Source organism: Microbacterium sp. zg-Y1090 (assembly GCF_030246945.1).
GTDB classification, from domain to species: Bacteria; Actinomycetota; Actinomycetes; order Actinomycetales; family Microbacteriaceae; genus Microbacterium; species Microbacterium wangruii.
Window position 1 is genome coordinate 2542654 of sequence record NZ_CP126742.1, and the last position, 19680, is coordinate 2562333.

Below are 19680 nucleotides of genomic sequence, written 5' to 3' on the forward strand. Positions count from 1 at the left end.
CACTCCGCCCGGATAGCAAGGACGCTGACATGACCCACCGCGACGACATGACCCTGACCTCCTCGGGCTTCTACGTCTCCCAGGAAGCCCCCATCCAGACCGACGACCCGGTGCCGACCCCCTCGGTTCCCGCGCCGGACATCCTGCGCTGCGCCTACATGGAGCTCGTGGTGACCGACCTCGCGGCATCCCGCGAGTTCTACGTCGACGTGCTCGGCCTCTACGTGACCGAGGAGGACGACACCGCGATCTACCTCCGCTCGACGGAGGAGTTCATCCACCACAACCTGGTGCTGCGCAAAGGCGACGTCGCCGCGGTCGCCGCATTCTCCTACCGCGTGCGGTCGGCGGAAGACCTCGACAAGGCGGTCGCGTTCTACACCGAGCTCGGATGCCGCGTGGAGCGGCGTCCCGAAGGATTCGTGAAGGGCATCGGCGACGCGGTGCGCGTGCAGGACCCGCTGGGCTTCCCATACGAGTTCTTCTTCCAGACCGAGCACGTCGAGCGCCTCGCCTGGCGCTACGACCTGCACACCCCCGGCGAGCTGGTGCGCCTGGACCACTTCAACCAGGTGACCCCCGACGTCCCCCGCGCGGTGAAGTTCATGCAGGACCTCGGCTTCCGCGTGACCGAGGACATCCAGGACGACGAGGGCACCGTGTACGCCGCGTGGATGCGCCGCAAGCCCACCGTGCACGACACCGCCATGACCGGCGGCGACGGCCCGCGCATGCACCACGTCGCCTTCGCCACGCACGAGAAGCACAACATCCTGGCGATCTGCGACAAGCTCGGCGCCCTGCGCCGCTCCGACGCGATCGAGCGCGGACCGGGCCGCCACGGCGTCTCGAACGCCTTCTACCTGTACCTGCGCGACCCCGACGGGCACCGCGTGGAGATCTACACGCAGGACTACTACACCGGCGACCCCGACAACCCGGTGATCACCTGGGACGTCCACGACAACCAGCGCCGCGACTGGTGGGGCAACCCGGTCGTGCCGTCGTGGTACACCGAGGCGTCGCTCGTGCTCGATCTCGACGGCAACCCGCAGCCGGTCGTCGCGCGCACCGACAGCAGCGAGATGGCGGTGACCATCGGCGCCGACGGGTTCTCGTACACGCGCCCCGGCGAGGACACGCTGCCGGAGTACAAGCAGGGCGAGTACAAGCTGGGCCACCAGCTCTGACCCCCGGTCGCCCTCGGTCGTTGAGCGAGCGCAGCGAGACGAAACGCCCCACACCCACCGCACCCGCCGGTCGTTGAGCGAGCCCAGCGAGACGAAACGCCCCACACCCGCGGCGTTTCGTCTCGCTCACTGCGCTCCCTCGCTCAACGACCACCCCAGCGAGACGAAACGCCCCACACCCACCACGTTTCGTCTCGCTCACTGCGCTCCCTCGCTCAACGACCACCCCAGCGAGACGAAACGCCGCCCAGAACCCGTACGCTGACCACACCGAAGGAGACACCGATGCTGGATGCCGACACGATCGCCGCGATCGCGGACGAGCTCGCCGAGGCTGACCGCGTGCACGGCGTTATCCCCCGCATCACGGCCCGCTACCCGCAGGCGACGGTCGAGGACTCCTACGCGATCCAGGGCGTGTGGCGCGACAAGAACCTCGCCGCCGGGCGCCGCCTGGTGGGCCGCAAGATCGGACTGACCTCGAAGGCGATGCAGCAGGCCACCGGCATCACCGAGCCGGATTACGGGGTGATGTTCGACGACACCGTCTACCCCAGCGGGGCGGAGATCCCCGTCGATCACTTCTCGAACGTGCGCATCGAGGTGGAGCTGGCGTTCGTGCTCAAGCACGCGCTGTCGGGCCCCGACTGCACGCTCGAGGATGCCCTGGCTGCGATCGACTACGCCGTGCCGGCGCTGGAGGTGCTCAACTCGCACATCGAACTCGACGGCCGCACGATCGTCGACACGATCGCGGACAACGCCGCCTATGGTGCGATGGTGCTCGGCGACGTGCACAAGCGGCCCGACGAGATCGACCTGCGCTGGGTTCCCGGGGTGCTCTCCCGCAACGGCGAGATCGAGGAGACCGGCGTCGCCGCGGGGGTGCTCGGCCACCCCGCCACCGGCGTCGCGTGGCTGGCGAACAAGTTCCACGCCCACGGCGCCTGCCTCGAGGCGGGCGAGATCATCCTGGCGGGATCGTTCACCCGGCCGATGTGGGTGAGCCGAGGGGACATGGTCCGCTGCGACTACGGTCCGATGGGAGTCATCGAATGCCGCTTCATCTGACACCGACCTTCCGCCATGACCTGGCCGGGGCGTCCCGCCCGCTCGCCGGCATCTGGGTGTGCACGGGCTCACCGCTGGTCGCCGAGATCTGCGCCGGGTCCGGGATGGACTGGGTGCTCATCGACATGGAGCACTCCCCCAACGGACTCGCCTCGGTGCTGGCCCAGCTGCAGGCCGTCGCCGCCTACCCGATCACGCCGGTCGTGCGCGTCCCGGCAGCCGATCCGGTGACGATCAAGCAGGTGCTCGACCTCGGGGCGCAGAACATCCTCGTGCCGATGGTCTCGTCGGCCGACGAGGCGCGGTCCGTCGTCGCTGCGGCGCACTACCCGCCGCGGGGGATCCGCGGAGTCGGCTCGGCCCTGGCCCGCTCGGCCCGGTGGAACCGCGTCGACGGCTACCTCGCCCACGCGTCCGACCATGTGTCGGTGTTCGTCCAGATCGAGACGGCCGCCGGCGTCGACGCCGCGGCCGAGATCGCCGCCGTCGACGGCGTGGACGGGATCTTCGTCGGCCCCTCCGACCTCGCCGCCTCCCTCGGCGTGCTCGGTCAGCAGTCGCATCCCGACGTCCTCGCCGCCGTGGAGCGGGCTTTCACCGCCGTCCGCGCGGCGGGAAAGCCGGTCGGGGTCAATGCGTTCGACCCCGCCGTCGCCGAGGCCTACCTCCGCGACGGGGCGTCGTTCGTCCTCGTCGGGGCCGATGTGGCGCTGCTGGCGAGGGGATCCGAGGCGCTGGCGGAGCGGTGGTGCGCCGTGCGCGATGACGGGCCGACCGCCTCGTACTGACTCCGCCACGGCTGATTATGAGAGTTCGATGAGAGTCTCCAGCCGACCTGCGCGTGTCTGTTCAGGTGGAACGTAGGTTCTCCATACCGAACACTCAGGTTCGCTGACGGAGGCCTCCCGGATGACTCGATCGCTGTCGTTCCCGCGTTTGCTGCAACTCTTCGCCGCGCTGGGGGTGACAGCACTCCTCCTGGTCATGCTCGCTCCCCCGGCCCGCGCCGCCACCGGCGCAGACGGTTTCACCGGCAGCCCGGTCTCGCCCGAGGGCCCGGCGGATGTGACGAGCCGCTCCGCCACCGGCAAGCTCGCAGAGAGCGACCCCGATGTGCTCGCGCGGACGGACGCGGCCCGCACGACGGTCATGGTGAAGGTCGACGTCGACCCCGTGGCCGCGTATGCCGGCGGCATCGAGGGCTTCGCGGCGACGAGCCCCGCGGTCACCGGACGCGACCTCGGTGACAGCGACGTCACCGCGTACACCGCCTACGTGCAGGAGCGGCTGGATGCCGCGTTCGCCGAGATCCAGGCATCCGTCCCCGGCGCAGAACTCGTGTCCCGCTACGTGATGGCGTACGGCGGCCTGTCGATCATCCTTCCCGCCAACCGGGCGAAGGACGTCGCCGGCATCGAGGGCGTCGCCGCCGTGCAGGAGAACGCCCTGCACACGCGCACCGCCGCCGCCCCGGAGGAGACCCCCGCCCCGGAGGAGACCGCCACCCCGGAGGAGACCCCCGCGCCTGAGCAGACCACGGCGCCGGAGGAGACTCCTGCACCCGAGGAGACCGCGGCGCCGGAAGAGACCCCCGCACCGGAGGAGACCGCGGCGCCGGAAGAGACCCCCGCACCCGAGGAGCCCCAGGGACCGGTCACCTACGACACCAACGGCATCGACAACGACGGCTCCACCTTCGTCGGCGCCGACGCCGTCTGGCCGAGCCTCGGCGGCCGCGACAAGGCCGGCGTGGGCGTCATCGTCGGCGTGATCGACACCGGCATCTGGCCGGAGCACCCGATGCTCGTCGACAACGGCATCCCGGCCCCCGAAGGCGGCCCCTGGGCGTGCGAGTTCGGCGGCGGAGCAGAGGGCGCAGGCGACGACTTCTCCTGCAACGACAAGCTCATCGGCGCCTACGCGTTCCTCGACACGTATCAGCGCGTGGCACCGGAGCGGGCCGGCGCAGTGGACTTCTGCGGCGCGGACGTCTGCTCGGCCCGCGACTCCGACGGACACGGCACCCACACCGCCACCACCGCTGCGGGCAGCGCCGTGGACAGCTCGGTCGTGCTCGGCGTCGACCACGGCCCCATCAGCGGCATCGCCCCGGGCGCCTCGATCATCGCCTACCGCGCCCTCGGCCCGGCCGGCGGATACACCGCCGACCTCGTCGAGGCCGTCGAGCAGACGATCCTCGACGGCGTCGACGTGATCAACTACTCGATCAGCGGCTCCGCGAGCGTCTACACCGACGCGGTGGGCCTGGCGTTCCTCGACGCCTACGCCGCCGGCATCGCCGTGCACGCCTCCGCCGGCAACTCCGGCCCCGGCGCCTCCACGGCCAACCACGCCGGCCCGTGGCTGACGACCGTCGCCGCGTCCACCCTCGACCGGGCGTTCACGACCACCCTCGAACTGTCCTCGACCGACGGCGGCACACTGACCAAGTCCGGCGCGACCGTCACGCAGGGTGTCACCGACGCCCCCGTGGTCCGCGCCGACGCCGTGCCGGGCTACACCGGTGGCGTCCGCTGCGAGCAGCCCTTCGCCGACGGCAGCCTCACCGGCACCGTCGTGGTGTGCGAGCGCGGCGGCAACGGCCGTGTCGCGAAGGGCTACAACGCCTTCCTCGGCGACGCGGCAGGCATGATCCTCTACAACCCGACGACGCAGGAGACCAACACCGACAACCACTTCCTCCCCACGATCCACCTGGAGGGACCGAACGACGAGGTCCTCGCCTTCCTGACCCGCCCGGGCGTCACCGCCTCGTGGGGTCCCGGAATGGCGAGCCGTGCTCCCGGCGACGTGATGGCCAGCTTCAGCTCGCGCGGCCCGATCGGGGAGTTCCTCAAGCCCGACGTCACCGGTCCCGGCATCCAGGTGCTCGCCGGTCACACGCCCGAGCCCAGCGGCCCCGACTCCGGACCTGCCGGCCAGTACTACCAGGCCATCGCGGGCACCTCGATGTCGTCGCCTCACGCCGCGGGCGTTGCAGCCCTCGTGATCGCGGCGCGGCCGGACTTCACCCCCGGTCAGGTCAAGTCGGCGCTCATGACCTCCTCCCTGCAGGATGTCGTCAACGCGGACGGATCGCCGGCCGGCGCGTTCGACCGCGGTGCAGGCAGCATCCGCGCCGACCGCGCGGTGGCCCCCCTGCTCACCATCTCGGAATCGGCCGACCGCTTCGTGGCGAGCGCCGCGGACCCGCTGGGTCGCGTCGACCTCAACATCCCGAGCATCTACGTCGACCCGATGCCGGGCGCGATCGAGACCAAGCGCACCGTCACCAACGTCAGCGGCAAGTCGCAGACCTTCCGGGTCAGCGACGAGGCGACGGGCGGCCTGCGGGTGACGGTGTTCCCGTCGCGGTTCACCATCGCTCCGGGAAAGTCCAAGACGCTGTCGGTGATCATCGACGGGCTGGAGTCGGACGAGGGATGGCAGCAGGGTGAGATCACCCTGACGCCCACCCGCGGCGGCTCCGACGTGGTCATCCCGCTCGCGGCGAACGTGCGCGAGGCGGAGGTGTCGCTGGCCCAGTCCTGCGAGCCCGAGAGCATCCGCCGCGGTTCGAGCACCACCTGCACGGTGTCTGCGACGAACTTCCTGCCGGTGGAGGTGCCTGCGACCATCAACGTCGCCGCGCACCCGTTCCTGAACGTGCGCAACGTCACCGCACCCGCCAAGCGCCAGTTCCTCGGCGCGAAGTGGAGCGGCACGCTCAGCCCGGCGCTCGCGCCGAGCATCGACGCGGTCGGCCCGGATGACGGGACCCACCCCGCGGGCGGCTACCTGTCGCTGGCGAGCATGGGAATCGCCCCGGTGGCGACTCTCGGCGACGAGGCGATCGTGAACTACACGGTGCCGTCGTTCTCCTACGGCGGCGAGGTGTACAGCCGCATCGGCATCGTCTCGAACGGGTATGTCGTCGTCGGCGGCGGTACCTCGGCGGATGTGTCGTACCAGTCCACCGGAATCCCCGACCCGACGGTGCCCAACAACGTGCTGGCGCCGTACTGGACCGACCTGAACCCGGAGGAGGGGGGCGCGGTTCGCGTGGGCTCGCTCAGCGACGGGGTGAACAGCTACCTCGTGGTCGAGTGGGAGGACGTGCCGACCTACAGCGGCAACGCGACCAACACGTTCCAGCTGTGGCTGACGCTCGGCGCCACCGAGGGCCAGTGGTTCGCTTACGGCGACGCGCCGGTCTCGGATGCCGCGACCACCGCGGTCACGGGAGCGGAGAACCGCAATGGCACCAGCGGCGTGATCGCCGACGCACCCACGGCCGACTCGGTGTACGCGGTGACGACGTCGCCCCCCACCGCCGGCGGCACGGTGTCGTTCGACTACAGCGCGACCGGAGTGCTGCGCGGCTCGTGGGACATCTGGGCGACGCTGACGAGTCCGCAGCTGCGGGCGACGCCGGCCGAGCAGACGACGGTCACGGTGCGCTGACCCGCATCATCACGGGTCGCTGACACCACATCTGGCGGCCGAGGCAGGGGGACAACCCCCTGACTCGGTCGCCAGCTGTCGTCTCACGGGTGCGCGGGCGATGGGATGCCGCGCACGCGACCGGCGTGGCACAGTGGCGGTATGAAGACCTGGGTCGTGAGATTCGTCTCGCTGTACGTGTTCAACGTCGTGGTGCTGCTGCTGCTCGGCGCGCTGCTGCCCACTGTGCGGGTGGGGTGGGCAGCGCTGTGGGCGGGCGTCCTGCTGACGGCGGGCACGATCTGGCTGAAGCCCGCGATCGCGAAGCTGTTCCGGGGGATCGCCGCCCGGTCGGCCAGTCGCCGCAATCGCCTCGGCGAGAAGGTCGTGCAGGCCGCGCTCGTGTTCGTCGTCGAGCTGGTGATCTGGGTGCTCGTCGTGGTGTTCTCCGCCGTGGCGGTGACGCGCATCGTGGGCTGGCTCCTGCCGCCGCTGGTGCTGCTGCTCGCCTGGATCGTCTACGACATCGTCGACGACCGCCTCGAGGCCCGCGCCGCAGCGCTGTACGACCGCGCGCTGGGCGGTCGCCGCGGCACCCCGGCATCCACCCCCACCCCGGCATCCGCCCCCACCGACGTCCCCCGCCCCAGCACCACGCCCCCGCCGCCGCGCCCCGCAGCCGACGACGGCCTCACCGAGGAGCAGCGCCGCATGCTCGACGAGCTCGGCAAGGGCTGACCCCGCTCCCGTCGCTGAAACGGCATCTGGCGGCCGAGACAGCGGGTGATTCCCACGGTCTCAGCCGCCAGTTGCGGTCTCACCGGTCAGGGGTGCCGACCGCGGGCTACGACGAGACGCTGCGCTCGGCGGCTTCCACGACGTTGGTCATCAGCAGCGCCACGGTCATCGGGCCCACCCCGCCGGGGTTGGGCGAGAGGTATCCGGCCACATCGACGACGTCGGGGTGCACGTCGCCGTAGACCCGGTTCTTGCCGGTCTCGGGGTCGGTCTCCCGCGTCACGCCCACATCGAGCACCGCCGCGCCCGGCGCGACGTGCTCGGGGCGCACCAGATGCTTCACTCCCGCAGCCGCGACGATGACGTCGGCGCCGCGCAGGTGCCGCTCCAGGTCGACCGTTCCGGTGTGGGTGAGGGTCACCGTCGCGTTGATGTCGCGCCGGGTCAGCAGCAGACCGATCGAGCGACCGATGGTGACCCCACGGCCGACCACGACCACATTCTTGCCGCGCAGGTCGTAGCCGTTGCGGGTCAGCAGCTCGATGACGCCGCGCGGCGTGCACGGCAGCGGCGAGGCGATGGGCGTGTTCACGTTGAGCACGAGCCGGCCGAGGTTGGTCGGGTGCAGACCGTCGGCATCCTTCGCCGGGTCGATCCGCTCCAGGATCGCGTCGGTGTCGAGGTGCTTCGGCAGCGGCAGCTGCACGATGTACCCGTGACAGGAGGGATCGGCGTTGAGCTCGTCGATCAGCTGTTCGACCTGCTGCTGCGTCGCGTCGGCGGGCAGCTCGCGCTGGATCGAGTTCATCCCGATCGCCTCGGACTGCTTGTGCTTCATGCCGACGTACAGCTGGGATGCCGGGTCGGCCCCCACCAGCACGGTCGCGATGCCGGGGACGATGCCCTTCTCCGCCAGCGCCGCCACCCGGGCGCGCAGCTCGTCCTTGATCGCCGCCGCGGTCGCGACGCCGTCGAGCCGGACCGCGGTCACTGCTGCAGACCGGGGTACAGCGGGAACGCCGCGGTGAGCGCGGCGACGCGCACACGCAGCGCCTCGAGGTCGGCGCCCGGCTGCAGGGCCAGGGCGATGACGTCGGCGACCTCGGTGAACTCGGCGTCACCGAACCCGCGGGTCGCGAGCGCAGGCGTCCCGATGCGCAGGCCCGAGGTCACCATCGGCGGCCGCGGGTCGTTGGGGACGGCGTTGCGGTTCACCGTGATGTGGATCTCGTGCAGCAGATCCTCGGCCTGCTTGCCGTCGATCGCCGCGTCGCGCAGGTCCACCAGCACCAGGTGCACGTCGGTGCCGCCGGAGCGCACCGCGATGCCGGCATCCTTGACGTCCTGCTGCGTGAGGCGGTCGGCGAGGATCGCAGCTCCCCGCAGCACGCGCTCCTGCCGCTCGACGAACTCGGGGGTCGCGGCGAGCTTGAACGCCGTCGCCTTGGCGGCGATGACGTGCATGAGCGGCCCGCCCTGCTGACCCGGGAAGACGGCGGTGTTGATCTTCTTGGCGATGTCGGCGTCGTTGCTGAGGATGAAGCCGGAGCGCGGCCCGCCGATGGTCTTGTGCACGGTCGACGACACGACGTGCGCGTGCGGCACGGGGTTCGGGTGCAGCCCGGCGGCGACGAGCCCGGCGAAGTGTGCCATGTCGACCCAGAGAAGCGCGCCCACCTCGTCGGCGATGGCGCGGAAGGCGGCGAAGTCCAGCTGACGGGGGTAGGCCGACCAGCCCGCGATGATGACCTTCGGCTTGTGCTCGAGGGCGAGGCGGCGCACCTCGTCCATGTCGACCAGCGACGTCTCGGCATCCACGCCGTACGCGACGATGTTGTAGAGCCGGCCCGAGAAGTTGATCTTCATGCCGTGCGTCAGGTGACCGCCGTGGTCGAGCGAGAGACCCAGCAGCGTGTCGCCGGGGCGGGCGATGGCGTGCAGCACCGCCGCGTTGGCCGACGCGCCCGAGTGCGGCTGCACGTTGGCGAACTGCGCGCCGAACAGCGACTTCGCCCGCTCGATGGCGAGCTCCTCGGCGACGTCGACCTCTTCGCAGCCGCCGTAGTAGCGGCGACCCGGGTAGCCCTCGGCGTATTTGTTGGTCAGCACCGAGCCCTGCGACTGCAGCACCGACACCGGCACGAAGTTCTCGGAGGCGATCATCTCGAGGTAGCCGCGCTGGCGGTCGAGCTCGCGCTCGAGCACCTGTGCGATCTCGGGATCGACCTCGGCGAGGGGGGCGTTGAACACGGAATCGGTCATGGCGATCTCCAGACGGCAGCGGTACGTGATGGTCGAGAAGCCCGCGCACGGGCGTATCGAGACCCGGCCCAGGCGTGCGGTCGAATGCCCTGTCGGTCGCTCCCCGGTGGTCACCCACCTCAACGCCAGTCGCGACACCCAGAGCATAGCGGATGCCGCGTGGGCCACCCCCGCCGCGTGCCGGGCGACACCGCGCGGACAGGCGGATCACGCGTTGCTACGCTGGTGCACCGTGAAGACCCAGGGCGCACTCCGCGCGGACCGCGTCATCCATCACGTCCGGCTCATCGATGCCGGGGAGATCACCGACGACGCCTGGATCGCGTTCCGCGACGGGCGGGTCGCCGCCGTCGGGCAGGGCGACACCTGGCGAGACCACTCCCCCGTCGATGTGCACGACGGGGACGGCGCATGGCTCACCCCCGGGTTCGTCGACATCCACGCGCACGGCGGGGCGGGCCACGCGTTCGACGACGGGGCCGACGCCATCGCCGAGGCGCGCGCGATGCACCGCTCCCGCGGGACCACCCGGGCGGTGCTGTCTCTCGTGACGGCATCCATCGACGACCTCGCCGCACGCGTCGCGACGGTCGCACGTCTGGCCCGAGAGGATGCCACGATCCTCGGCTCGCACCTCGAGGGCCCCTTCCTGGACCTCGGCCACAAGGGCGCGCACACCCCCGCGCTGCTGCGGGCACCGGACGCGGCCGCCGTCGACCGCCTGCTCGCTGCCGGCGACGGCACCATCCGGCAGGTGACGCTCGCCCCCGAGCTTCCCGGAGCGGACGACGCGATCCGCCGGTTCACCGCCGCCGGCGTCGCCGTGGCGGTGGGGCACACCGACGCCGACGCCGACGCCACCCGGCGCGCGTTCGACGCGGGTGCGACGATCCTCACGCATGCCTTCAACGGCATGCGCGGCATCCACCACCGGGATCCGGGGCCCGTCGTCGCGGCGATGCAGGACGAGCGGGTCACGCTCGAGCTCATCGCCGACGGGACCCACGTGCATCCCGACGTGATGCGGGTGGTGTTCGCCGGCGCTCCCGGCCGTGTCGCCCTCATCACCGATGCGATGGGGGCCGCCGGGTCGGCCGACGGCGCCTACACGCTCGGCGGGCTCGCGGTGACGGTGACCGACGGGGTGGCGCGCCTGGACGACGGCGGATCGATCGCCGGGTCGACGCTGACGCAGGACGCGGCGCTGCGGATCGTCACCGGGCAGTGCGGCGTCTCGATGCCCGACGCGGTCGACGCGCTCACCGCCGTGCCCGCCCGAGCCATCGGCGCACAGGCGGGATCGCTGGCCGTGGGCGCCACAGCCGATGCGGTGCTGCTGGACGCCGCACTCGGCGTCCGTGCGGTGTGGGTCGACGGCGTTCCCGCGTAGCCGTCCCGCGGGCCCCAGGCCGCGCCGCACGTAGACTGAGGGCATGTCCGATCTGCCCTCCGTGCGCCCCGCGAAACCCGCCGAGCCGCAGCCGACGTCCGCCGAGCCGCAGCCCGGCACGCGGCGCGCCCTCGACGTGATCGACGTGCTGTCGGTCGTCGCCGGCCTCTTCGCGTTCGGCACTCTGGCCTTCTGGGGCTTCATCGCGTGGGACGTCCCCTGGAATCTCGTCGTCGGCATCGGCGCCCCCGTCGTGGCGATCCTGCTGTGGGCGCTGTTCGTCTCCCCTCGCGCCGTGCTCGCGGTGCACCCGTTCGTGCGGGCCCTCGTGGAGCTGCTGGTCTACGCGGCCGCGACGATCGCCTGGTGGGCGCTCGGCAACGTGTGGGTCGGCCTCGGCTTCGCCGTCGTCGCCGTCACCGTCGGCGTCATCTCCGGCCGGCGTCGCCTGGCATGAGCACCGCCGCGCAGCCGGCGACCGACGTGGTCGCGCTGCTGCGCGAAGCGCTCGGCGCCGGGGTCGACACCTCCCCCGCGGCGCGGCAGGCGGCACGCGCCGACAAGTCCGGCCACGCGTCCTCCGGCGCACCGCTGGCCGTCGTGCACGCGGCATCCGTCGCGGACGTGCAGCACACGCTGCGCATCGCCACCGCCACCGGCACCCCCGTGGTGACCCGCGGCGCCGGCACGGGACTGGCCGGCGGCGCCAACGCGGGTGACGGTGAGATCGCGCTGTCGGTGCGGGGCATGGACCGCATCCTCGAGGTGCGTCCCGACGACCTGCTCGCGGTGGTGGAGCCCGGCATCATCAACGCCGAGCTGAACGCCGCGCTCGCCCCGCAGGGGCTGTGGTGGGCCCCCGACCCCGCCAGCCGCGACATCTCCACCGTCGGCGGGAACATCGCCACCGGCGCCGGCGGTCTGCTGTGCGCCAAGTACGGCGTCGTGCGCGATGCCGTGCTCGGCCTGGATGTGGTGCTCGCCGACGGCCGGCTGCTGCGCCTCGGCCACCGCAGCGTCAAGGGCGTCACCGGCCTCGACCTCACCGCGCTCATGATCGGCTCGGAAGGAACCCTCGGCGTCATCGTGGGTGCCACGCTCAAGCTGCGCCGCCTCGTCCCCGGCGGCACGCGCACCCTCGCCGCCACGTTCTCCGACGTGCGCGCGGCCGCCGTCGGTTCGGCCGCGGTCACCGCCGCGGGCCTGCAGCCGGCGATCATGGAGCTGATGGATGCCGTCAGCCTCGAGGCGGTCCACCGACTGCTGCAGCTGACGCCCCCCACCCCGGGTGCGGCCCAGCTCACGATCCAGACCGACGGTCCCGCCGCCGACGCCGAGGCCCGCGACATCGCCGCCGTGCTGAGCGCCGCGGGAGGAACGGTGGTGCTCGCCGAGGACGAGGCCGAGGGCGAGCGCCTGCTGGCGGTGCGCCGTGCGATGCACCCGGCCATGGAGACCCTCGGCACGACCCTCATCGAGGACGTCTCGGTGCCCCGCAGCGCCCTGCCTGCGATGTTCGACGAGATCGCCCGCGTCGAGCGCGACCACGGCATGGTGATCCCGACGGTGGCGCACGCCGGCGACGGCAACCTGCACCCGAACTTCGTGTTCGAGGGCGCCGAGGTGCCGCCGGCGGTCTGGGATGCGGCGGACGACCTGTTCCGGTCAGCGCTGCGCCTCGGCGGCACGCTGACCGGCGAGCACGGCATCGGCGTGCTCAAGCGGCGGTGGCTGGCCGACGAGCTCGGCGACGATCAGTGGCAGCTGCAGCGGGACATCGCCCGCGTGTTCGACCCTCTCGGGATCCTCAATCCCGGCAAGGTCTTCTCCCCCTGAGCGCCGCCGGCCCGCGCCGTGCTCAGAGACCCTGCCAGGCCGGCTTGTTCTCCCAGGTGTAGCGGTAGTAGTCGGAACGCTGCAGCTGGGACGCCGCGGCTTCGTCGACCACGACCGTCGCGTGCGGGTGCAGCTGGATCGCGGAGCCCGGGAGCGACGCGGTCACCGGCCCCTCGACCGCGCCGGCCACCGCAGCGGCCTTGCCCTCGCCGAAGGCCAGCAGCACCAGGTGCCGGGCCGAGAGGATGGTGCCCAGGCCCTGCGTGATGCAGTGCATCGGCACCTCGTCGACCGAGGTGAAGAAGCGCGCGTTGTCGTCGCGCGTCTGCGCGGTGAGCGTCTTCACCCTCGTGCGGGAGGCGAAGGACGATCCCGGCTCGTTGAAGCCGATGTGCCCGTCGGTGCCGATGCCGAGGATCTGCAGGTCGACACCGCCGGCCTCGGCGATCGCGCGCTCGTAATCCTCGCCGGCGTGCTCGATGCCCTCGAGCGACCCGTTCGGCACCCGCACCCGCGCAGGATCCAGTCCGAGCGGCTCGACGACCTCACGCGTGATGACGTTGCGGTAGCTCTCGGGGTGGGCGGGGTCGATGCCCACGTACTCGTCCAGTGCGAACCCGCGCACCCGGGAGAAGTCCACCTCGCCGTGACGGGCGCGCAGCGCCTCGTAGACCGGAAGCGGGGTGGAACCGGTGGCCAGTCCCAGCACGGCGTCCGGCTTGCGCTCGACCAGACCCAGAATCTCCGCTGCGACGAGTGCTCCGGCATCCGCCTTCGACGGGACGATCACGATCTCAGCCATGGGTTGCTTCCTCCTCGGTGGTGGCGACGGCGCCGATCGGCGCGGACGACATCTCCATCCAACCGCACCTCGGCGCGCGCCGCCGCAGGTCGCGCGCACGCCGGTGCGTCTTTCCGTGACCGATCCGTTGCCCCCGGTGTGTCACCCGTCTATTACCATGGAGAGGACGTATCGACTCACACAAACCGGGGGGTGGATTGTGACGGACGTGGTCACCAGACCTGAGACAGGCAGTTCGGACGCCGTTGGCGGCGATGACGCGACGACCGTCGTCCTCGATCCGACGGGTACCGACTCCGACGTGCGCTGGGCCCCCGTGGAACCGGCGCCCAAGAAGCGGCACCTCGGTCTGTGGATCGGCATTCCCGCCGCCGTGGTCGCGCTGGGTGCGGCCGCTGCCTCCCTCGTGCTCGTCGCCCCCGGCACCAGCGTCGCCGGCGTCTCCGTCGGCTGGCTCACTCCCGGGGCTGCCGCCGAGGCGGTCTCGGAGCGGCTCAACGGGACCGAACTCATCGTCGACGGCACAGCCGTGTCGGCCGCCGACCTGGGCGCCACCATCGACGCGCAGGCGCTCGCGAGTGCCGCGTTCGAGGAGCGTCCCCTGTGGAACGTGACCCAGTGGTTCGGCGATCCGATCGCCGCGCCGGTGGCGATCGACGCGGAGCAGGCCGCCACCGCGGTGCGCGACGCCGCGCCGGGCCTGTACGTCGCGCCCACCGACGCCGAATTGGCGTTCGATGCGGCCTCTCAGACGTACGTCGTCACCCCCGCCATCGACGGCGAGGGCGTCGACCCCGCGTCGGTGCAGAGCGCGCTGCAGCAGGCCTTCGACGGCGGGGCATCCTCGGTGGTCCTCGAGGACCCCTCGATGGCTCCGCTGGCCGCCCACACGACCACCGAAGAGGCCCAGACCGGCGCCGACGTGCTCAACGCCATGCTCTCCTCCGCCGGGTTCTACATCGGTGAGGAGCGCGCCGTCCCGATCGACCCCGCCCTGCTGGCATCCTGGATCACCGTCTCCACCGACGACGACGGCGGCGTCGTGTTCACCGCCGACGCCGACGCGATCCAGCCGGTCGTCGACACGCTCCCGGGGATCGTCGACCGCGACCCGGTGGACGCCACCGTCATCACCAACAGCGCCGGCGAGAACCTCTGGGACATCCAGGCGGGCCAGACCGGCCGCGCCCTGGAATCCACCGACGGCATCGCCGCGGGCTTCGCCGAGCAGCTGGCCGACGGCAACGCCGTCTACGCCCTTCCCGTCGTCGAGACGGAGTTCAAGACCACCGCGCTGGCCCGGTCGATCGACGTCAACCTCAGCAGCCAGTGGGTGACCCTCTGGGAGAACGGCAAGGCCGTCGACGGCTGGTCGGTCTCCACGGGAAAGCAGGGCGCTCCCACCTATCCCGGTGAATACACGATCCAGAGCATGTACCCCATGCAGACGCTCTACGGCACGTACCGCGGACCGAACGGCGAGGACCTCGGCCCCTACGTGCAGCCCGACGTGAAGTGGATGATGTACTTCAACGGCGGCCAGGCGTTCCACGGCGTGTACTGGCACAGCAACTGGGGAACCCCGAGCAGCCACGGCTGTGTCGGGATGCCCGAGTGGCGTGCCGCGCAGCTGTACGACTGGGCGGCTCCCGGCGTCGAGGTGTCGATCCACTACTGAGGCGCGCGCCACCTCTAGGGTGGCGTTCGTGCCCCGCTTCGACCTCTCTCCCGCCGAGCTCGCCGTCTACCGACCCGATGTGCGCGAACCGCACGATTTCGACGGGTTCTGGGAGCGCACGCTGCAGGAGTCGCGCGCCCGCGGCGGCGAGGTGACGCGCGAGCGCGTCGCCACCCCGTTCACGGTGCTCGAGGTCTTCGACGTCACCTTCCCGGGGTTCGACGGCGACCCGGTGCGCGCCTGGCTGACCCTGCCCCGCGGCGCGGAGGGCCCGCTTCCGGCAGTCGTGGAGTACAACGGCTACGGCGGGGGACGGGGTCTTCCCGGGGAGCGCAGCACCTGGGCGACCGCCGGCTATGCCCACCTGTTCATGGACACCCGCGGTCAGGGCTCGACCTGGGGCTCGGGCGGGGACACCCCCGATCCGCACGGGGCGGGACCCGCTGCGAACGGGTTCATGACCCGCGGCATCCTCGACCCGGAGCAGTACTACTACCGCCGCGTGTTCACCGACGCGGTGCGCGCGGTCGACGCCGTCCGGGCGATGCCCGAGGTCGACCCGACACGCGTCGCCGTCACGGGAGGCAGCCAGGGCGGCGGCATCACGCTGGCCGTGGCGGGGCTGTGCGACGGTCTCGTCGCGGCCATGCCCGACGTGCCGTTCCTGTGCCACTTCGATCGCGCCGTGGGGCTCACCGACAGCGATCCCTATCAGGAGGTCGTGCGCTATCTCTCCGTGCACCGCGGCGCGGACGAGGCGGTGTTCCGCACCCTGTCGTACTTCGACGGGGTCGCCTTCGCGCGTCGGGCGACGGCGCCGTCGCTGTTCTCGGTCGCCCTCCTCGACCCGGTGTGCCCGCCGTCGACCGTCTACGCGGCGTTCAACCACTACCGCGGCGAGAAGGCGATCGAGGTCTACACCCACAACGAGCACGAGGGCGGGCAGGCGTACCAGTGGTTCGCGCAGGCCGCCTTCCTCGGCCGGCAGGTGTCGCGCGGGTGACGGCGAGGTGACGGCATCCGGCCGAGCGTGCGTCGTGCCCGGAAACCCCGTTACCCTGTTGGGCATGGCTGAGCTGCGTGTAGAGGAACTGTCCGCATCCACGATCGTCGCGGTGAACAACATGTCGCTCAAGCCCGGGCAGGAGCGCTTCCTCGCCCCCGAGAGCTACGCGATCGCCGCGACCGTCGTCAACCCCGCCACCGCCTGGCAGCGCGTCGTGCTCGACGGCGACGAGGTCGTCGGCTTCGTCAGCGCGAACTTCGACCCGGAGGCCCCGCAGGAGCACTTCCGCTCCGTGCTGTGGCGCATCAACGTGGATGCCGACGACCAGGGGCGCGGCGTCGGCCGCTTCGCCGTCGAGCAGCTGCTCGCGGAGGCCCGCGACCGCGGCATGGACCACGTCGACGTCATCTACGAGGGTGGCGAGGGCGGTCCGGAGACCTTCTTCCGCCGCGTGGGCTTCACCCCCGTCGGCGAGACCGAGTTCGGCGAGATCGTCGCCGAGGTGCGCCTCTAGTCGCTTCGCGCTTCGTCGCATCCGGTGTCGTCGCGGGGCCCTGTGTCTGCCGTGCCCCTCGCGCCGGTTCGGGGACCGATACGCGCCCCAAACCCGCCCACCCACGGGCTCGGGAACCGATACGCGACCCAAACCGCCCACCCACGGGGTTCGGGAACCGACACGCGCCCCAAACCGCCCACCCACGGGGTTCGGGAACCGACACGCGACCCAAACGGGCCACGATCACCCACGCGCCCCGGGGATCCGACCCCCGCCCCAAACCCGCCCATCCGGGGGTTCGGGAGCCGATACGCGACCCAAACCGGCCCCGCGGCGGCTTCGGGAACCGATACGCGACCCAAACCGGAAGGGCGCGCCACGCGGCACCCCGCACGCGGGCTGAACGACGACGGGCGGCCGAGATGACGGTTCATCGTCTCGGCCGCCCGTTGCGGTCTCACGGCCCGGAGGGGCCGCGGGCGGCGATCAGCCGATGCTGTCGATCACGGCGTTGAACGTCTCCGACGGCCGCATGACGCCCTCGACCAGGGCGCCGTCGGGGCGGTAGTACCCGCCGATGTCGACGGGCGAGCCCTGCACCGCGTTCAGTTCGGCGACGATCTGCTCCTCCTGCGACGCCAGCGCCTCGGCGATCGGCGCGAACACCGCGGCGAGGTCGGCATCGGCGGTCTGGCGGGCCAGCTCCTGCGCCCAGTACAGCGCGAGGTAGAAGTGGCTGCCGCGGTTGTCGATCGTGCCGAGCTTGCGGCCGGGTGAGCGGTCCTGCTCGAGGAACGTGCCGGTCGCGGCATCCAGCGTGTCGGCCAGCACCTGCGCCTTCACGTTGCCGGTCGTCGTCGCCAGGTGCTCGAGGGATGCCGCCAGCGCGAAGAATTCACCCAGGGAATCCCACCGCAGGTAGTTCTCGCTCAGCAGCTGCTGCACGTGCTTGGGCGCCGAGCCGCCGGCGCCGGTTTCGAAGAGGCCTCCCCCGGCCAGCAGCGGGACGATCGAGAGCATCTTGGCGCTCGTGCCGACCTCGAGGATCGGGAAGAGGTCGGTGAGGTAGTCGCGCAGCACGTTGCCGGTGACCGAGATGGTGTCCTCGCCCTTGCGGATGCGGTCCAGCGAGTACTGGGTGGCTTCGGCCGGCGCGAGGATCTCGATCGTGAGGCCCTCGGTGTCGTGGTCGGCGAGGTAGGTCTTGACCTTCTCGATGAGCTGTGCGTCGTGCGCGCGGGACGCGTCGAGCCAGAACACGGCGGGGGCGCCGGTGGCGCGCGCGCGGGTGACGGCGAGCTTCACCCAGTCGCGCACGGCGATGTCCTTGGTCTGCGTCGCACGCCAGATGTCGCCGGGGGCGACGGTGTGCTCCAGCAGCACGTCGCCGGCGGAGTTCACCACCTGCACGACGCCCTCCGACGCGATCTCGAACGTCTTGTCGTGGCTGCCGTACTCCTCGGCCGCCTGCGCCATGAGGCCGACGTTGGGAACGCTGCCGATGGTGGCGGGGTCCAGCGGGCCGTGCGCGATGACGTCGTCGATGACGGTCTGGTACACCCCGGCGTACGACGAGTCGGGAATGACCGCGATGGTGTCGTCCTCGCCGCCGTCGGCGCCCCAGAGCTTGCCGCCGTTGCGCACGAGCGCCGGCATCGAGGCATCCACGATGACGTCGGACGGCACGTGCAGGTTGGTGATGCCCTTGTCGGAGTTGACATACGACAGGCGCGGGCCCTGTGCCATCGCGTCGGTGAAGGCGGCGATGATCTCCTCGCCGCCGTCGACGCCCTTCAGGCCCGACAGGATGCCGCCGAGACCGTCGTTCGGCGTGAGGCCGGCGGCGGCGATGCGGTCGCCGTAGCGGGCGAAGACGTCGGCGAAGTAGGCGCGCACGACGTGGCCGAAGATGATCGGGTCGCTGACCTTCATCATCGTGGCCTTCAAGTGCACCGAGTACAGCACGTCGTCAGCCGCGGCTGCGCGCAGCGTGTCGGCCAGGAACGCGTCCAGGGCCGCGGCGGAGAGGAAGGTGCCATCCACGATCTCGCCGGGGAGCACCTTCAGCCCTTCCTTGAGGGTGGTGACGGTGCCGTCGGATGCCACGTGCTGGATCGTCAGCACGTCATCGGCGGGGATCACCACGGAGGTCTCGTTGGACTTGAAGTCGTCGTGGCCGAGCGTGGCGACACGCGTCTTGGAGCCCTCGGCGAAGGGCTTGTTGCGGTGCGGGTGCTTGCGGGCGTAGTTCTTCACCGACAGCGGCGCGCGGCGGTCGCTGTTGCCCTCGCGCAGCACCGGGTTCACCGCGGAGCCCTTGATGCGGTCGTACCGGGCGCGGATGTCCTTCTCCTCGAGGGTGGCGGGCTCATCCGGGTAGTCGGGGATGTCGTAGCCGGCCGCCTGCAGCTCGGCGATGGCCGCCTTGAGCTGGGGGATGGAGGCGGAGATGTTGGGAAGCTTGATGATGTTCGCCTCGGGCAGCGTCGCGAGGCCGCCGAGCTCGGCGAGCGCGTCGCCGACCTGCTGCTGCGTCGTCAGACGCTGGGGGAAAGCGGCCAGCACGCGGCCGGTCAGCGAGATGTCCCGCGTCTCGACGGACACCCCAGCCTGACCGGTGTAGGCCTGCACGATGGGCAGGAACGATGCCGTCGCCAGCGCCGGCGCCTCGTCGGTGTACGTGTAGATGATGGTCGGCTCGGTCACTGTCGTATTCTCCGTCCGGAACTGCAATTGTCTCGATATCAAGATACCCCGGGCGCCGGCGA

The 19680-nt window shown here is 71.3% G+C and carries 15 protein-coding genes and 1 riboswitch; of the genes, 11 read left to right on the plus strand and 4 right to left on the minus strand.

Annotation, left to right across the window (positions count from 1 at the left end; translation table 11 throughout):
- Positions 1-29: 29 nt before the first annotated feature.
- From hpaD to QNO26_RS12030, 5 genes are all read left to right on the plus strand, one after another.
- A complete protein-coding gene (gene hpaD / locus QNO26_RS12010; protein WP_257526441.1) occupies positions 30-1190 on the plus strand; it encodes a 3,4-dihydroxyphenylacetate 2,3-dioxygenase in 1161 nt (386 codons plus the stop codon).
- 285 nt (positions 1191-1475) lie between these two features.
- On the plus strand, positions 1476-2261 hold the full coding sequence (locus tag QNO26_RS12015; RefSeq protein WP_257526440.1) for a 2-keto-4-pentenoate hydratase: 786 nt from the start codon (positions 1476-1478) through the stop codon (positions 2259-2261).
- Positions 2246-3049: an HpcH/HpaI aldolase family protein gene (locus QNO26_RS12020; protein ID WP_257526439.1), complete on the plus strand. Its 804-nt coding sequence runs from the start codon at positions 2246-2248 to the stop codon at positions 3047-3049. Before QNO26_RS12015 ends, QNO26_RS12020 begins: the two co-directional genes overlap by 16 nt.
- A 121-nt stretch (positions 3050-3170) precedes the next feature.
- The gene (locus QNO26_RS12025) at positions 3171-6725 is read left to right on the plus strand and encodes a S8 family serine peptidase (protein WP_257526438.1); all 3555 of its coding nucleotides are present in this window, start codon (positions 3171-3173) and stop codon (positions 6723-6725) included.
- A 141-nt stretch (positions 6726-6866) separates the two neighbouring features.
- Positions 6867-7442 (plus strand): hypothetical protein, encoded by a 576-nt coding sequence (locus QNO26_RS12030; protein WP_257526437.1) that lies wholly within the window; start codon positions 6867-6869, stop codon positions 7440-7442.
- A 106-nt stretch (positions 7443-7548) separates the two neighbouring features.
- On the opposite strand, the gene QNO26_RS12035 is transcribed toward QNO26_RS12030, so the two are convergent.
- Together QNO26_RS12035 and glyA are read right to left on the minus strand one after the other, a co-directional pair.
- Entirely contained in the window at positions 7549-8433 is an 885-nt protein-coding gene (locus QNO26_RS12035; RefSeq protein ID WP_257526436.1) for a bifunctional methylenetetrahydrofolate dehydrogenase/methenyltetrahydrofolate cyclohydrolase, read from the minus strand.
- Positions 8430-9704: a serine hydroxymethyltransferase gene (gene glyA, locus QNO26_RS12040; RefSeq protein WP_257526435.1), complete on the minus strand. Its 1275-nt coding sequence runs from the start codon at positions 9702-9704 to the stop codon at positions 8430-8432. Before glyA ends, QNO26_RS12035 begins: the two co-directional genes overlap by 4 nt.
- Before the next feature lie 59 nt (positions 9705-9763).
- A riboswitch (ZMP/ZTP riboswitch) is annotated at positions 9764-9847 on the minus strand.
- 89 nt (positions 9848-9936) lie between these two features.
- On the opposite strand from glyA, the gene nagA reads away from it, so the two are divergent.
- Genes nagA through QNO26_RS12055 form a run of 3 tightly spaced genes read left to right on the plus strand, consistent with a single transcriptional unit; the run spans position 9937 to position 12930 of the window.
- Complete coding sequence (nagA, locus tag QNO26_RS12045; protein WP_257526434.1) at positions 9937-11094, plus strand: N-acetylglucosamine-6-phosphate deacetylase; 1158 nt, start codon at positions 9937-9939, stop codon at positions 11092-11094.
- Between the two features lie 43 nt (positions 11095-11137).
- Positions 11138-11551: a YrdB family protein gene (locus QNO26_RS12050; protein WP_257526433.1), complete on the plus strand. Its 414-nt coding sequence runs from the start codon at positions 11138-11140 to the stop codon at positions 11549-11551.
- On the plus strand, positions 11548-12930 hold the full coding sequence (locus QNO26_RS12055) for an FAD-binding oxidoreductase (protein WP_257526432.1): 1383 nt from the start codon (positions 11548-11550) through the stop codon (positions 12928-12930). Before QNO26_RS12050 ends, QNO26_RS12055 begins: the two co-directional genes overlap by 4 nt.
- Before the next feature lie 22 nt (positions 12931-12952).
- On the opposite strand, the gene nagB is transcribed toward QNO26_RS12055, so the two are convergent.
- Positions 12953-13732: a glucosamine-6-phosphate deaminase gene (gene nagB / locus QNO26_RS12060; RefSeq protein ID WP_257526431.1), complete on the minus strand. Its 780-nt coding sequence runs from the start codon at positions 13730-13732 to the stop codon at positions 12953-12955.
- 208 nt (positions 13733-13940) lie between these two features.
- On the opposite strand from nagB, the gene QNO26_RS12065 reads away from it, so the two are divergent.
- The 3 genes from QNO26_RS12065 to QNO26_RS12075 all read left to right on the plus strand — a co-directional run bounded on the left by QNO26_RS12065 (position 13941) and on the right by QNO26_RS12075 (position 16930).
- The gene (locus QNO26_RS12065; protein WP_257526430.1) at positions 13941-15410 is read left to right on the plus strand and encodes a L,D-transpeptidase family protein; all 1470 of its coding nucleotides are present in this window, start codon (positions 13941-13943) and stop codon (positions 15408-15410) included.
- A gap of 28 nt (positions 15411-15438) precedes the next feature.
- Positions 15439-16413 (plus strand): acetylxylan esterase, encoded by a 975-nt coding sequence (locus QNO26_RS12070; protein WP_285181642.1) that lies wholly within the window; start codon positions 15439-15441, stop codon positions 16411-16413.
- Between the two features lie 64 nt (positions 16414-16477).
- Complete coding sequence (locus QNO26_RS12075) at positions 16478-16930, plus strand: GNAT family N-acetyltransferase (protein WP_257526428.1); 453 nt, start codon at positions 16478-16480, stop codon at positions 16928-16930.
- Positions 16931-17398: 468 nt separating this feature from the next.
- Here the strand turns inward: QNO26_RS12075 and QNO26_RS12080 are convergent, their stop codons facing one another.
- Positions 17399-19618 carry an NADP-dependent isocitrate dehydrogenase gene (locus QNO26_RS12080; RefSeq protein WP_257526427.1) on the minus strand — a complete coding sequence of 740 codons (2220 nt, stop codon included), beginning with the start codon at positions 19616-19618 and terminating at the stop codon, positions 17399-17401.
- Between the last annotated feature and the right edge of the window lie 62 nt (positions 19619-19680).

What these genes read in the sequence shown, in the direction of transcription:
- QNO26_RS12055 (WP_257526432.1), top strand. Translation starts at nt 11,548, where the DNA reads ATGAGCACCGCCGCGCAGCCGGCGACCGACGTGGTCGCGCTGCTGCGC.
- QNO26_RS12050 (WP_257526433.1), top strand. Translation starts at nt 11,138, where the DNA reads ATGTCCGATCTGCCCTCCGTGCGCCCCGCGAAACCCGCCGAGCCGCAG.
- QNO26_RS12025 (WP_257526438.1), top strand. Translation starts at nt 3,171, where the DNA reads ATGACTCGATCGCTGTCGTTCCCGCGTTTGCTGCAACTCTTCGCCGCG.
- QNO26_RS12030 (WP_257526437.1), top strand. Translation starts at nt 6,867, where the DNA reads ATGAAGACCTGGGTCGTGAGATTCGTCTCGCTGTACGTGTTCAACGTC.
- hpaD (WP_257526441.1), top strand. Translation starts at nt 30, where the DNA reads ATGACCCACCGCGACGACATGACCCTGACCTCCTCGGGCTTCTACGTC.
- QNO26_RS12020 (WP_257526439.1), top strand. Translation starts at nt 2,246, where the DNA reads ATGCCGCTTCATCTGACACCGACCTTCCGCCATGACCTGGCCGGGGCG.
- nagB (WP_257526431.1), bottom strand. Translation starts at nt 13,732, where the DNA reads ATGGCTGAGATCGTGATCGTCCCGTCGAAGGCGGATGCCGGAGCACTC.
- QNO26_RS12075 (WP_257526428.1), top strand. Translation starts at nt 16,478, where the DNA reads ATGGCTGAGCTGCGTGTAGAGGAACTGTCCGCATCCACGATCGTCGCG.
- QNO26_RS12015 (WP_257526440.1), top strand. Translation starts at nt 1,476, where the DNA reads ATGCTGGATGCCGACACGATCGCCGCGATCGCGGACGAGCTCGCCGAG.
- glyA (WP_257526435.1), bottom strand. Translation starts at nt 9,704, where the DNA reads ATGACCGATTCCGTGTTCAACGCCCCCCTCGCCGAGGTCGATCCCGAG.